The sequence below is a fragment of the Prosthecobacter sp. genome, from assembly GCF_044373815.1.
GTDB lineage: Bacteria > Verrucomicrobiota > Verrucomicrobiia > Verrucomicrobiales > Verrucomicrobiaceae > Prosthecobacter.
The window spans coordinates 1-12,598 of the sequence record NZ_JBIPNG010000167.1; the positions used below are offsets into that span (position 1 = coordinate 1).

Genomic DNA, 12,598 nt, shown 5'->3' on the forward strand with positions numbered 1-12,598 from the left:
CGTTTCCAGCGGCGTGAAGGGCTTCATCAGCTCCTGCAGTTCCGTCAATGGATCGCCGGTGGTAGTGTAGCTGCGCTTCTTCCCGCGCTCCTCGATTTCGATCTCACGACCGCGTGCGGTGAAGATGATGCGCGGTGAACTGCCGAGCAGCGAGTAGCGCCCGGAGTGCTGAGTGAGCTCTGCAGATTCCAGCAGGAAGGCGCAGCGGCCATCGTGGATCTTTTGGAATGCGGAGAGCGGGGTTTCGTAGTCGGCGGCGAGTTCCGCCATCACTGGTACGAGATTGCCCTGCTGCGCGAGCGTTTGGAAAGTGGCGAAGTCTGGCTGAAGATGGAGCTGTGGCATGCGGGTCGTGAAACGAGCGCGCATTCTGGACGCGGAATCGCGTTGTGGCAATGATGCTTCAAAGCACCGCGCGCATGGCGGCCAGGAGCTCGCCGTAGTCGTCGAAGGGCTTGAACTGCGGAAACTGCGCCTGAATGCTGGCCGGGGCGTGGAAGAAGAAACCGACATCGGCCTCGCCGAGCATCGTGGTGTCGTTGAACGAATCACCCGCGGCGATGACGCGGTAGTTCAGCGCCTTGAACGCGGCCACGGACTTCTGCTTCTGGTTCGGCTGGCGCAGCTTGTAGTCCACGATGCGACCGTCTGGGGCGACATCGAGCTGATGGCAGAAGATTGTCGGCCACGCGAGCTGGCGCATCAGCGGCTGGGCAAATTCCGCGAAGGTGTCGCTCAGGATGATCACCTGAGTGATGGAGCGCAGTTCATCGAGGAAGTCCTTGGCGCCATCCATGGGGGAAAGCGTGCCGATGACCTGCTGGATGTCCGGCAGCTTCAGCCCGTGCTCATCGAGGATTTTGAGGCGGCCCTTCATGAGCACATCGTAGTCAGGCTCATCCCGCGTGGTGCGGCGCAGTTCAGGGATGCCGGTCTTCTCGGCAAAGGCGATCCAGATTTCGGGGACGAGAACGCCTTCGAGGTCGAGGGTGACGATGGTCTGCTGCTTCATGGGGTGAGATGTCATGCACTGGGCCGCTTGTCCAGTAAAGCCGCGATCTTCAAAAAAGGCGCACATGCAGGCAAGCCACGCGGAGACGCTGGTGAAAATTTGGCGTTTGTTTGAACATGAAAATCGAAAATGAAGTCACTCGAAACGCCGCCCAACTGGTGACGAACTGCCGCAATGCCGTACTGGCCACGTCAGACGCCGAGGGACATCCGCACTCGGCTTGGATGACAACGCAGGTCACCATGGACATGGAGGAGATCATTTCCATCACCGCGCCGAATTCGCTGAAGGCCGCCATCCTGCGTGCGAATCCGCAGGCGGAGTGGATGTTTGCCTCACCCTCGATGGAGACCATCGTGTATCTCTCCGGACATACACGGCTGATCGAGGGAGATGCGGCGAAGCGCTACTGGGATCAGATGCCCGGGAAATCCAAGGCCTACTACCGCAAGTACTGCGAGACGGAGGACTACCACAAATTTGCCGTCATCCGCACGGATGTGAGCAAGGTCGTGCTGTGCAAACCCTACGCCTATACGAAGTCCGTTCTCTGGGATAAGTCGGTGCCAGCCGCAGCCTAGTGGGATGCAGGGCGCGGTGCCTCCACCGCCTCGCACTTCTCGCGCCAGCCTGGAAAATTCCAGGTGTTGGGAAAGCCTTCACACTGCACTGGCTTCACCGGCTGGATGCGGCACACATTCACGCCTTCGAGGAAGAGACACTCGCCGTTCGGCTTGTCGATGATGCTCAGGCCGGTTCGGTTCGCATTCAGCCGCGTGCATTGCTCCACGAATTCGATGCGCGGCATGTCCAGATACGCGGCGATGCGGGTGATCTCATCGTCCGTGACGCGCACATCTCCTGGCCAGCGGCAGCAGTTGCCACAGCGCTGGCAGGCATACCAGGGCGAGGAGGTGTCAAGTGGGGAGGCTTCGCTCATGAAAAGTATTCTGTTCGCGCAATGCCGCGCTGAAGGCATAGTTCGTGCGATGAACGGGCCTATGCAACGAAGGTTTAAAAATCGCCGCCCATGGCTGCGGCGCGAGTCGCTGTCGCGATGAAACTGCATCTGCTTCCCACCATCACTCTGCTGCCTGCGCCGCATGACACGGCGGATGATAAGCACGTCATCGAGGACTGGTCCCGTGGACTGGACTGGGTGAAGTGGCTGCTGGGCAGCGTGCGTGCTCGCGTGGAGGTGCTGCTGGTGGAGGATGTGAGCGAGTGGAATGCCGCCGCTGAAAGCGTGCTGCGTGAAGCCAGCGGTCCGGCGCTCAAGTCCGCATGGCAGAGCGCGCATGCGAATGATCTGCCAGGTCTCATCGCGGCTTCCTCAAAACTTTCCTCCCAGCTTTCACCCGCCGCCTGCCAGCGCAGTCTGCAGGCGGGCGCGGTGCTGCTCAAATCCACGAAGCATGCGCGCTATCAAGGTGTCCTGGGCCGCTTGCGCGAGGCCGTGGAGCAGGGGAGTTGCGACAGCCACATCGCCATCATATGGGCGGCAGTCGGGCATTTTTTCCAGCTCAGCCTCACCAATGTGATCGCCGAATACCTGCGTTTGGAATGGGACATGGTGGCGCGTGACTCACACGTGCAGGTGCCCTACGCCGGAAAGTTCAGCATCGCCGGAATCACGAGCCGCATCATGAGCGATGCCTCAAGCGAGTCCGCTCTGCGGGTGGTGGATGCGTGAATTCCGGCGTCTGAGCAAATCAACGCGTCATTTCTAAAACTTCACCGTCACACCGAGGTTCGCGCCAAAACCGGGCTCGTTGGAGCCGGAGCCGTGGTAGCGGTAGGTTTTGTTCAGCAGATTGTCGAGAGAGGCGGTGAGGATGAGGTTCTCGGTGACGGAGTAGCCACCGCGCAGCGTGAGCAGCCAGAAAGAAGGCGTGCCATTGGGCGGCACTCGCTGGGTGTCGAGCTGATCGGAGGTGTTCATGCGTCCGGCCTCGCCATAGGTGAGACAGACGAACTCTGTCCAAAACCGTTGATCCGTGGTCTGCCAGCGTACGCCACCGTAGCCGACGATAGGGGAGATTTTGCCCAGAGGCTCGCGGCGTTTCTGCGTCGTGGTGCCGATGAACTGATCCGCTTCACCTTCGACCCAGGCCAAATGGCCGAAGAGGCTCCAGTGCTTGTCGATCCGCCAGCGTGCCGCGAACTCGAAGCCCTGCATGTAACCGTCGCCGCCATTCGCCTTGGTGTCCTGCAGTGGCACGGAGGTGGAGCGACGGATGATTAGATTGTCCAGCTTGGTGTAGAAATAGGCCAGGCTGGCGGTGAGGCTTTCGGTGTTTGCCTTGAGGCCGATCTCATAGGTCAGGTATTTTTCCGGGGACAGGTCGGTGGCCGGTGTTTCTTTGCGACCGGACAGAGCCACATCGAAACGGGAAAGGTCGGAGAGATTGGGCGCACGGAAGGCCTGTGACACACCGCCATACAGCGAATAGCGGTCACGGTCATCCAGGTCGATCACAAAGCGCACGCTGCCGGAGAAGTTGTCCCAGCTGTTGGCAAAAGACTGCTGCGCGAGGGTGGTGGGGTTCTGGAAACTGCCGAGCCTGGCCGTGGCATGGGTGTAACGCTCTCCGAGGAAGAGATGCACACGTTCGCCGAGGTCGATGGCGTCCTGAATGTGAACCCCCAGCAGGCTGTAGGTCGAGTTGTCCGCGACGGCTCCCTGAAAAGGATTGTCCGAGGCGTGTGATTCCACAAAGTCCTCATAAAAATCGACGCCATAGACCAAGGTGCCGATGGGTGACTCGCTGGTGAACTGGAGATCTGCGCCGAGGGTGTCCACATCCACTATGTTATAGGATCTCGTGCCGCCTCCGGTGACACGGAACTGGTTTTCGCCTGCGGTTTGCACGGAGACCGTGAGGCTGGCGTTGTCGATGAAGCTGTTCAGGTCCTTTCCGGCGAGGCGGGCATACGTCAGGCTGCGCTCCTGATCGAAGAGTCGCACGCGGTCGGTGCCGACGGCGGTGCCTTCGAATGAAACGCCTGAGGTGGTGGAGTGCGTGCGCCACACATCGTTCTGGCGCACCTGCTGATGTGCGGCGGTGAAGGTCCACTGGTCGTCCAGGGCTATGTCCAGCCTCACATCGAAGGCCCACTGATCATAGCCGGTGTGCCGCTGCCGCTTTCCGCTGCCGTCGGTGACATCACCAAACTGGCTCAACGTGACACCCGCATGCAGGCCCCACTTCTGCCCCTCGCCGATGCTGGTTTCGAAGTGCTCCACATTGCTGTGCTCCGCCGTGGAGTAACGATAATCCACCCGGCCATGGGAGAAGAAGCCGCCCTCGGCTTCGCTGAGAAAGCCTGATCCTTTGGTGAAGGCATTCACCGTACCGCCGATGGCATCGCTGCCATATAGCACAGATCCTTGCGAAGGCAGCACTTCCACGCGGTCGAGGCCATACTGATCCAGCGTGTTCCAGTACTGGTTCGGTCCGTCACGGAAGGTGGAGTTGTTGAAGCGGATGCCGTCGACCATCATCAGGTTGCGGAAACCGGTGAAGCCGCGGATGAAAGGAGAGCCCTGTCCGTTGGAGGTCTTCTGAATCGAAACGCCGGGAGTTTCCCGCAGTGCCTCCGGGAAGGTGCGTGTCAGGCGTTCCTCCATCTGCTTTTTATCCAATGTCTTCACCGCCGCAGGCACCTGGGACAGCGGAGTTGCGCTGCGCGTGGCCGTGATCACCACCTCGGGCAGGTCAGCGGTCTTGGTGGGCTTTTTCTTTTTATCTTCCTCAACTTCAGCGGCAAAGCTGGCGGCTGAGAAGGCGAGTAGGAGCGGCAGGGAGAATCGGCGCATGGGTTTGGATAGGCGGAACGCCAACCAAACATCGGCCAATTCTTTGTCACGCAGTGGCTGCCGATGAATTGATGAATGGACAAATATTGTTCATGGCGACGTCGATACGCTTGAATAATGAACTGATATTGCCCGCTTCGACATCGAGACACTTGGTGAAAGCGCTCAAGCATCCCGAATCGGATGGCACGAAGGCACAATCGCCAGAAAGGAAGTTCACGCTGGAGGCTGAGCAAGTTTCACCCGCCGCCCAATGAGTCAATGACTCCTATTTCCCAAACAGGCCCTTGATACCGCCTGTGTTGATCTTGGCGGCGCCACCTTGAAGCATGTTTTTGAGAGCACCGCTGGCGCTGGCTTTGACAGCTTCGGTGTTCAGCTGGCGGAGGATCAGAGCCGTCAGCTCGGCAGGAGTGATGCCGGCGGCACCGGTGCCGAGATTGGTAAGACGGATCTCGGGCAGCGTTATCTTGGCGTCTGCGCCGGGAATAACACCCGCTGCGCTGGCGCTGAGTTTGGCACCGGTGATGAGCAGTTCATTCACCTGGAGTTTGACGGACTTTTTCGGCTTGCCGTCGGCGGGTGGTGCGGCTGCATTCGGGGCGGCATTGCCAGCAGGCGCGGTTTGCTGGGAGACGAAGTTCATCGCGTTGTCGGCGATGTGCTTGAGATTGGTGCCACCGAGACCGGCTTCGAGATTGATCTCAGGATCCGTGATGCGGATGTGCTGAATGACCACCTTGTCCGCGCTGACGCTGTGAGTATCTACGGCCACTTCAGTGCGGCCAATGCGCACGGCATACGGGCCGGTGAAGCCTTTAGGATTGCCGATTTCGAAGCCTTCGATAACGCCGGAGCCGGAGAAGGGAGAGAGCTTCACATGCTGCACTGACACACTGGTCTGCACGACCGGAGGGGTGCCCTTCTCAATACCAAACTTGACCAGTGCGCCCAGCTGTGACCAGCCAAACCAAAGACCGGCAGCAATGATGACCACGAGAACAACGACAATGCGGATGAGCCACTTCATAAGCCGCCAGCTTTCCCGGGGGATCAGGCGCTGTAAAGCATCAAAACTGGGTTCTTGCGCTATGGGCAGAGAGAAACCGGAGGCCGGAGATCAGCCCTCAGTGAACTGACCCAGGGCGCGGAATTTCTGATAGCGCTGCTCCAGCAGCTGGGCGGTCGGCAGGGCGTTGAGATCCTTGAGCGTGGCCAGCACGGCGTCTTTGAGTGAGTTCGCGGCGGCGAAGTGATCGTTGTGCGCACCACCCAGAGGCTCGGGGATGATGCCGTCGATAATGCCGAGCTTGGAGAGATCCTGAGCGCTGAGCTTCAGCGCGGAGGCCGCTTCAGGGGCATGCTCGCGGTGTTTCCACAGAATGGCGGCGCAGCCTTCAGGGCTGATGACGGAGTAATAAGCGTTCTCCATCATGAGCACGCGGTCCGCGATGCCGATGCCGAGGGCGCCACCGCTGCCACCTTCACCGATGACGATGGCAATGACCGGCGTACGCAGGGTCATCATCTCGCGCAGGTTGAAGGCGATGGCCTCCGCGATGTTACGCTCTTCCGCACCGATGCCAGGGAAGGCTCCGGGGGTGTCGATGAGGGTGATGATGGGCAGGCTGAATTTCTCGGCCATGCGCATGAGGCGGAGTGCCTTGCGATAGCCTTCGGGATGGGCGCTGCCGAAGTTGCGCAGCAGGTTTTCCTTGGTGTCGCGGCCTTTCTGGTGGCCGAGGATGGCCACGCGCTGACCACCGATGGTGGCAAATCCGGCAGGCATGGCGTTGTCGTCGCCAATGTGACGGTCGCCATGCAGTTCCACGAACTCGTCCGTGATGTGCTTCACATAGTCGAGCATGAATGGCCGGCCAATGTGGCGGGAGATCTGGACGCGCTGCCAAGGGGAGAGATTGGCGTGAATGTCGCGCTGCAGATTTTCAGCCTTGGTTTCGAGATCGGCGACCTGCTGGGCCAGCTTGTCGCTGGGCTTCGCGGCGAGCTTCTTTTTGGCCTCCTCGATTTCTTCGCGGATTTTGACGATGGGCTTTTCGAATTCCAAAACTTGTTTCATGGCGGGCGGTGGGAAAATGGGATGGGAGGGCTTATCTCACAAGGCTCAACTTTGACCCATTGCGCACGAGCGCAAAGAGTTCTTCGATGTCTTCGCGGGCAAGAAAGATGCCGGTTTCCGCTGCGGGGGCGGGTGCTGGGGCCGGCATGGCCGCCGGTGGGACGGCAGAAGCTGTGGATTTTTTCGCAGCCGGAGTCGGAGCTTTGGGTTCCTCCACAGGCAGGGCGCGGGCCACGGGTGGTGTGCGGATGCTGATCGTCGTGTTTGAGCCCGACTTTTTGCCCGAAAACCATTTCTCTGCATCCACGTAGTTGGCGTCGGTGGAGAGCACCGGCTTGCCATCGAAGATGGAGTTTTTTCCAGCGATGGTCATCTCCACCGGCAGACGCATGCCGGGCGTGATGCGGATGTCTTTCGCGTTGTAGACTTTGAAGAGGTATTCCTTGTCGCCTACTTTGCGCAGCAGCATGACCTGCTTTTTGGAGATGCTGACCCCGAGATGGAAGTCCATCGGGATGATGGTGAGGTGGTCGCCGGGGTGCAGATTGAAGCTCATCAAACCGCTGGAGCGGATGATGGAGTCCACGGTGGTGTCGAACTTGGTGGCGATGGAGTTCAGCGAATTGCCCGGCTGCACGATGTAGTCCTTCTTCCCTGCGGTGGAGTTCGCAGAGTAGAGCTGGTCCATGTTGATCTCACCAATGATGCGCATTGCCTCGGCGCAGGCCTTGGAGTCGGGGAACTGCTGGCAGAGCTTGTAGAGCGCATCACGGCCATCGTCGATTTTGCCCTGATGGATGAGTTCCACGGCGGCTTCGAAGCGGCGTATGCCAGGGTCCACACGCGGGCGGTCCTTCGCCTTCATGGAGGCGATGTCCTGCTCCACCTGGCTCTCCTTGAGCAGGATGTTCATGTAAACCCAGTACCCCATCGCCAGTGTGCCTGCCACCAAGCCCACGGTGATGAGGAAAATCAGCAGTTTGATCTGGGTCTTGGCCATTGCGTGAACCTACAAACTACCACTCAGCCCAGCAGGCCGCGGCGTTTGAAATCGAAGAGGTTGATGTTCTGGGACTTCTCGATCATCTCGACGGTGAACTTCAGCAGGCAGATTTCCCAGGTGTCGTCCACGCCTTGAATGACCGCACGCATCGGATTGCCCGAGGCACGGATGTTCGCGAGCAGCTTGCCCGTGACTTCTTCCATGGATTCATGGATGATTTGCTCGCTGATTTCGCCTTTGCGGAATTTGAAGCCGTATTTGAGGATCGCCAGCTTGTGCAGGTTGTCCCGGAGGAATTCGCCAAACCCGGCCACTTCGGGGCCAAAGCCTTCGAAGTCAAACTGGCCGGGCAGTTCCGGGCGCAGGATGAGGGGCTTCTCGGCCTCGATGCGGCCTTCACGCACACGCACGGCGCCGACGGTATCCATGAGTTCGGTGACGATCTGAAACTCGAAATGAGTGCTGCCAAAGGTATCGATGCGGCGGTCCGGCTCATGGAGCACCTGGGTGTTTTCCAGGGCGTATTGAATATCGAACTCGGTGGGCATGTCGTTGGGGGTGGCTGAGAGTAATCTGCTTCCACGCTGGGGCCAGTGATTTCTTGGTAGCAGCAGTTGTGAAGGGGATACGCCTGCGCCATGTCTCTAGTCCCATGAAACTCCCGCCCCACCTGCTCGACGAAATCATCCTTTCACTCGGAGAGGTGTTTGTGGGCAAACGGTATGCTGACAAGGTGATCGAGTTCACCTTCAAGCGGCACCGCAAGTGGGGCAGCCGGGACCGGCGCATCTTCGCAGAGTCCATTTATGAGTGCGTACGCTGGTGGCGCTGGTTCTGGTATCTAGCTGGGCTTCCCGACGAGGAGCACACGCAGCCGGAGAACATCACCCCGGAGCGCCTGTGGCGTGTGTGGGCCGCCTATTGGATTTCCAACGGTCGTGATCTGCCCAAGGACGAAAATGCGCCCGAGGTGAAACCTGAGGATGTGATGAAACGTGCCAAAGCAGGCGCATCTCCTGCCATCCGTGCCGCAATCCCGGACTGGCTTGAAGCACGTGGCAGCCTCGAACTCGGTGCCGCATGGCCCGCCCTTCGTGAGTCGCTGAATCTGCCTGCGGATGTGTTCATGCGCGTGAACACGATCAAAAACGACCGCCGTGCCCTGCGTGAAAAACTGGGACAGGAAGGCTATGAAACCGAAGCCGTGGATCAGGTGCCCAGCGCCCTGCGCCTGAAGCAGCGGGCGAATTTGTTTGGCACCGATTCCTACAAGGCCGGGTTGTTTGAGGTGCAGGATGCCGCCTCTCAGCTCATCGCACCGTTTTTGCAGCCAGAACCCGGCATGCGGGTCATCGATGCCTGCGCCGGTGGCGGTGGCAAGGCGCTGCATCTCGCGGCGATCATGCGCAACAAAGGCCGCCTGCTGGCGCTGGACATTCATGCCTGGAAGCTGGCGGAGCTGCGCAAGCGTGCCTCACGCGCCGGGGTGGACATCATCGAAGCGCGCGAGATCGAAGGCTCCAAGACCGTGAAGCGCCTCGCGCAAAAGGCAGATCGTGTGCTGCTCGACGTGCCGTGCTCCGGCATGGGCGTGCTGCGCCGCAATCCGGATGCGAAGTGGAAACTGAGCGATACCGAGATCGACCGTCTCATCGCCCTCCAGGCCGAGATTCTCGAAAGTTACAGCCGCATGGTCGTCCCCGGTGGCAAGCTGGTCTATGCCACATGCAGCATCCTGCCGAGTGAAAATGAACGTCAGGTGCAGGCTTTCCTGGCCAAACACGGTGAAGAATGGACCCTGGAAGAGGAACTCCACCGCACGCCGGAGACCGGCGCATTTGACGGATTCTATGCTGCCCGTCTGATGAGGAAAGCTGCCGAAAAGAATGATGAACCCAAAGTGGCCAATGTCGAAGAAGCTCCGAACGACGAAGTTGTTCCAGAAGCTCCAGGCGTTTAGGCCCTCGAGCTTCGGATTTTGTTAGTCATTCGGAAATTCGAGATTCGTCATTGCCTCAATGGCACCCACAACCCGTGCCGCAAGAGCCACCCCCGCTTGAGGCCTGGGAGCCACCGCTGCTGCCGCCCATCAATCCGGTTCCACCAATCGGCACGCGGCGCACGGGCTGGCCGCTGTCCGGGTGCTGCGTAAGCGCTGCGTCCTTCATGCTCTGGCGGATTTCAAAGCGCTTGGCGGGTTCGCCTTCAAACTGGGGGATGGTTTCGTAAACGTAGGTGGGCATGGCAGGGAAGTGACGAAGCTAAAATGACGAATGAGGAATAAGACGCAAGGCATGAAATAAAAACGGCGTCCCAGTGAAGGGACGCCGCGTGGGAGTGTTCTAGAGGTGGATCAGGCTTTCGAAGCCATCTCTTCTTCAATGGTCAGAGGCTTGTAGCCGCCGATGGACTTGAAGTAGGCCAGGAGGAGCAGGTAGATCACGGCCATCGTGCCGGGGATGTAGGAGTCAAACTTCAGCGTCTTGCGGTCGCCCTGCTGATCAGCCAGCACCACGGCCTTCTGGTCAGGAGTCTTTTCCTTGGCTTCCTTGGCTTCGGAGAGCTTCTTGCCATCAAGACCGATGGCGGCGGTCGCTTCCAGATTGAGGAACTTGCTCGGAGCTTCGGCCTTGTAGGTTTCGTACAGGGCTGGGTTGGTGGCCTTCAGGGACTCACCAGCGAAGCGGTCCTTGGTATAGCCGAGGCCTGGGCCACCGATGATACCAGCGGAGAGCATCCCGATGCCACCCATGATGGAGATGGCGACGGCACCTGTGCTTGGGAAGCGGTCAGAAGCGACGGCAAGCATCGTGGGCCAGAAGAAGGTCTTGCCGAAGGCATACACGCCAAGGGCGATGAGCGCTGTGGTGAAGGAGTTCATTCCGGCAGCCAGTGTCAGGCCGCCGCAGGCGAGGGCTGAGCAGACGCAGAGCAGGCCGACGGGGGAAAGCTTGAGCGTCTTTTCGATCCAATGAGCACAGAAGCGCAGACCGAACATGATGGCGGAGGTCCACAGGAAGAGGGCCTTGCCCTGCTCAGGGGTGAACAGATTGCCGGTGATGTTCTGGATCCAGCCGTCCGTGCCGAGCTCGACCGCGCCGACGAGGGCGTGAGTGACGAAGAGGACGAAAAGCACAAGCGAGCCGAGCGAGAACTTGGTGAGCACACCCACGGCGATCAGCACAATGCCGCCCGTGGCGTAGCCGAGGTTCTTGGCCAGAGCAGGCTCAACGCTGAGCACATCCTTGAAGAAGCCTTCCGCAAAGAAGGAAAGGAGGAAGCAGGCCACGGCACCGCCGAGGATGCCGACGTCCTTGAGCATGTTGCCAAAGCTGACGCCCTTGGCCGCAGCGGCGGACTGGGGGAACTTCTGGCCCATGAACATGAGGCCGTAGATGACTGTCGGGATGAGATACAGCGCGAGCTGGATGCGCCAGTTGATCTCCAATTTGTCGTCAAGGAACCAGCCGATGATCACACCGATCACCATACCGGCAGGCCACGAAGCGTGCAGGATGTTGAGGTAATGCGTGCGGTTTTCCGGGAACAGCGTGGCGACGAGGGGATTGGCCACGGCTTCCAGGGTACCATTCGCGAACGCGAAGATGAACATGCCGAGGGAGAGCACCATGAAGGCGCTGCTGCCGCTGGCAGTGAAGGTGACGAGTGCGGAGACGATGTGCAGCAGGAAAGCCACCACGACGAGCTTGCCGTAGCCGATCTTGTCCACCACGACACCGCCGAGGATGATGCCGAAACAGAAGCCGTTGAAGCCCATGCCACCGATGGCACCGAGCTGAGCCCCGGTGAACCCGAACTCCTTCGCCCAGTTGTCAAAGATGCCGCCACGGATGGCGAAGCCGACGCCGGCCGCGAGAATGGCCATGAAGCCGGCCCAGAGAAGTCTCATTCGATTGTTTTCGCTCATAGAGGAGGGAGTGGAGTGTGTGTGTTGGTTGGAGTGATAGTTGCGGGAACGGGCGTGTTTTAGGTGCCACGCCTCTGAGCGACAAGGAAAAAGTGTTCTCAAGACTGAGAAGTTGCTAGAACACGCAGCGGAAAGGTCCGCAAGTCGCGTCCAGAAAAAGACCTTTGCTGTGAGCGCTTTCGGGCGGGCTGACCTGTTATCGCTGCGAAGCCAGACGATCTTGCAGTGAATGCAGGGGCCTCTCTATTCTGCGTAGCGGGTCAGTGGGCCTGGCCGGCATCTCCTTCGGAAATGACGACCGGTTGGTAGCCGCCGCGGGACCTGAACCAGAAGAACATCCCGAGGTAGCAGGCCAGCATGAAGCTGGGCAGGATGGCGATGGTGGTGAAGACGCTGCGCTTGCTGGCGGCCTGCACCGTTTCAAGTTCCTGAACCTGCGGGGCAGGGAGGGTCTTGATTTTTTCCTGGTTCAGCGTCGGCGCGTTGCCGAAGATGCCCGGCTTGGGGTCGCCTTTGATCTGAGAATACAGAGGGCTGTGCTCAGTTGCCGAGAGACGCTCGGCCATGTCGAGGTCCTGCTTGTGACCGATGTAGGGGCTGCCCAGCACGCCCAGAAAGAGCACGCCCACAGCGGAGACGCCATTGAGAGTGAGTGCCCCACCTTTGGGGAACTGCTCGGCGGTGAGTCCCAGCGTGGTGCTCCACAGGAAGGTCTTGCCCAGAGCATACACCGTCGCTGCGGCGAGAATAACCCA

Annotated in this window: 12 protein-coding genes and 2 pseudogenes; 3 read left to right on the forward strand and 11 right to left on the reverse strand. The window is 59.7% G+C overall.

Annotated features, from left to right (window positions below):
* Positions 1-369 (reverse strand): annotated as a pseudogene (locus tag ACIREA_RS14785) (anthranilate synthase component I); the annotation flags it as partial.
* A gap of 34 nt (positions 370-403) precedes the next feature.
* Positions 404-1,027: a bifunctional phosphoserine phosphatase/homoserine phosphotransferase ThrH gene (gene thrH, locus ACIREA_RS14790; RefSeq protein ID WP_397383054.1), complete on the reverse strand. Its 624-nt coding sequence runs from the start codon at positions 1,025-1,027 to the stop codon at positions 404-406.
* Between the two features lie 101 nt (positions 1,028-1,128).
* Here thrH and ACIREA_RS14795 point away from each other — a divergent pair, with 101 nt between their 5' ends.
* Positions 1,129-1,593: a pyridoxamine 5'-phosphate oxidase family protein gene (locus tag ACIREA_RS14795; protein WP_397383055.1), complete on the forward strand. Its 465-nt coding sequence runs from the start codon at positions 1,129-1,131 to the stop codon at positions 1,591-1,593.
* Here ACIREA_RS14795 and ACIREA_RS14800 read toward each other — a convergent pair.
* Positions 1,590-1,952 (reverse strand): YkgJ family cysteine cluster protein, encoded by a 363-nt coding sequence (locus ACIREA_RS14800; RefSeq protein WP_397383056.1) that lies wholly within the window; start codon positions 1,950-1,952, stop codon positions 1,590-1,592. The genes ACIREA_RS14795 and ACIREA_RS14800 overlap by 4 nt on opposite strands.
* A 117-nt stretch (positions 1,953-2,069) precedes the next feature.
* On the opposite strand from ACIREA_RS14800, the gene ACIREA_RS14805 reads away from it, so the two are divergent.
* Positions 2,070-2,705 (forward strand): urease accessory UreF family protein, encoded by a 636-nt coding sequence (locus ACIREA_RS14805; RefSeq protein ID WP_397383057.1) that lies wholly within the window; start codon positions 2,070-2,072, stop codon positions 2,703-2,705.
* 33 nt (positions 2,706-2,738) lie between these two features.
* Here the strand turns inward: ACIREA_RS14805 and ACIREA_RS14810 are convergent, their stop codons facing one another.
* From ACIREA_RS14810 to ACIREA_RS14830, 5 genes are all read right to left on the reverse strand, one after another.
* Positions 2,739-4,832, reverse strand: a complete 2,094-nt coding sequence (locus tag ACIREA_RS14810) for a TonB-dependent receptor plug domain-containing protein (protein ID WP_397383058.1) — start codon at positions 4,830-4,832, stop codon at positions 2,739-2,741.
* Positions 4,833-5,100: 268 nt separating this feature from the next.
* Positions 5,101-5,862 carry a hypothetical protein gene (locus ACIREA_RS14815; protein WP_397383059.1) on the reverse strand — a complete coding sequence of 254 codons (762 nt, stop codon included), beginning with the start codon at positions 5,860-5,862 and terminating at the stop codon, positions 5,101-5,103.
* 90 nt (positions 5,863-5,952) lie between these two features.
* The gene (locus ACIREA_RS14820) at positions 5,953-6,912 is read right to left on the reverse strand and encodes an acetyl-CoA carboxylase carboxyltransferase subunit alpha (protein ID WP_397383060.1); all 960 of its coding nucleotides are present in this window, start codon (positions 6,910-6,912) and stop codon (positions 5,953-5,955) included.
* A 31-nt stretch (positions 6,913-6,943) separates the two neighbouring features.
* Entirely contained in the window at positions 6,944-7,912 is a 969-nt protein-coding gene (locus tag ACIREA_RS14825) for a LysM peptidoglycan-binding domain-containing protein (RefSeq protein ID WP_397383061.1), read from the reverse strand.
* Positions 7,913-7,935: 23 nt separating this feature from the next.
* Entirely contained in the window at positions 7,936-8,463 is a 528-nt protein-coding gene (locus ACIREA_RS14830; protein ID WP_397383062.1) for a hypothetical protein, read from the reverse strand.
* Positions 8,464-8,567: 104 nt separating this feature from the next.
* On the opposite strand from ACIREA_RS14830, the gene ACIREA_RS14835 reads away from it, so the two are divergent.
* Positions 8,568-9,875 (forward strand): RsmB/NOP family class I SAM-dependent RNA methyltransferase, encoded by a 1,308-nt coding sequence (locus ACIREA_RS14835; protein WP_397383063.1) that lies wholly within the window; start codon positions 8,568-8,570, stop codon positions 9,873-9,875.
* Positions 9,876-9,930: 55 nt separating this feature from the next.
* Here the strand turns inward: ACIREA_RS14835 and ACIREA_RS14840 are convergent, their stop codons facing one another.
* The 3 genes and pseudogenes from ACIREA_RS14840 to ACIREA_RS14850 all read right to left on the reverse strand — a co-directional run.
* Complete coding sequence (locus ACIREA_RS14840; protein WP_397383064.1) at positions 9,931-10,158, reverse strand: zinc ribbon domain-containing protein; 228 nt, start codon at positions 10,156-10,158, stop codon at positions 9,931-9,933.
* Between the two features lie 110 nt (positions 10,159-10,268).
* The gene (locus ACIREA_RS14845) at positions 10,269-11,825 is read right to left on the reverse strand and encodes an MFS transporter (RefSeq protein ID WP_397383065.1); all 1,557 of its coding nucleotides are present in this window, start codon (positions 11,823-11,825) and stop codon (positions 10,269-10,271) included.
* A gap of 278 nt (positions 11,826-12,103) precedes the next feature.
* A pseudogene (locus ACIREA_RS14850) lies at positions 12,104-12,598 on the reverse strand (MFS transporter); the annotation flags it as partial.

Coding starts and splice junctions, on each gene's coding strand:
- thrH (WP_397383054.1), bottom strand. CDS start 1,027: ATGACATCTCACCCCATGAAGCAGCAGACCATCGTCACCCTCGACCTC.
- ACIREA_RS14830 (WP_397383062.1), bottom strand. CDS start 8,463: ATGCCCACCGAGTTCGATATTCAATACGCCCTGGAAAACACCCAGGTG.
- ACIREA_RS14820 (WP_397383060.1), bottom strand. CDS start 6,912: ATGAAACAAGTTTTGGAATTCGAAAAGCCCATCGTCAAAATCCGCGAA.
- ACIREA_RS14795 (WP_397383055.1), top strand. CDS start 1,129: ATGAAAATCGAAAATGAAGTCACTCGAAACGCCGCCCAACTGGTGACG.
- ACIREA_RS14840 (WP_397383064.1), bottom strand. CDS start 10,158: ATGCCCACCTACGTTTACGAAACCATCCCCCAGTTTGAAGGCGAACCC.
- ACIREA_RS14810 (WP_397383058.1), bottom strand. CDS start 4,832: ATGCGCCGATTCTCCCTGCCGCTCCTACTCGCCTTCTCAGCCGCCAGC.
- ACIREA_RS14815 (WP_397383059.1), bottom strand. CDS start 5,862: ATGAAGTGGCTCATCCGCATTGTCGTTGTTCTCGTGGTCATCATTGCT.
- ACIREA_RS14845 (WP_397383065.1), bottom strand. CDS start 11,825: ATGAGACTTCTCTGGGCCGGCTTCATGGCCATTCTCGCGGCCGGCGTC.
- ACIREA_RS14825 (WP_397383061.1), bottom strand. CDS start 7,912: ATGGCCAAGACCCAGATCAAACTGCTGATTTTCCTCATCACCGTGGGC.
- ACIREA_RS14835 (WP_397383063.1), top strand. CDS start 8,568: ATGAAACTCCCGCCCCACCTGCTCGACGAAATCATCCTTTCACTCGGA.
- ACIREA_RS14800 (WP_397383056.1), bottom strand. CDS start 1,952: ATGAGCGAAGCCTCCCCACTTGACACCTCCTCGCCCTGGTATGCCTGC.
- ACIREA_RS14805 (WP_397383057.1), top strand. CDS start 2,070: ATGAAACTGCATCTGCTTCCCACCATCACTCTGCTGCCTGCGCCGCAT.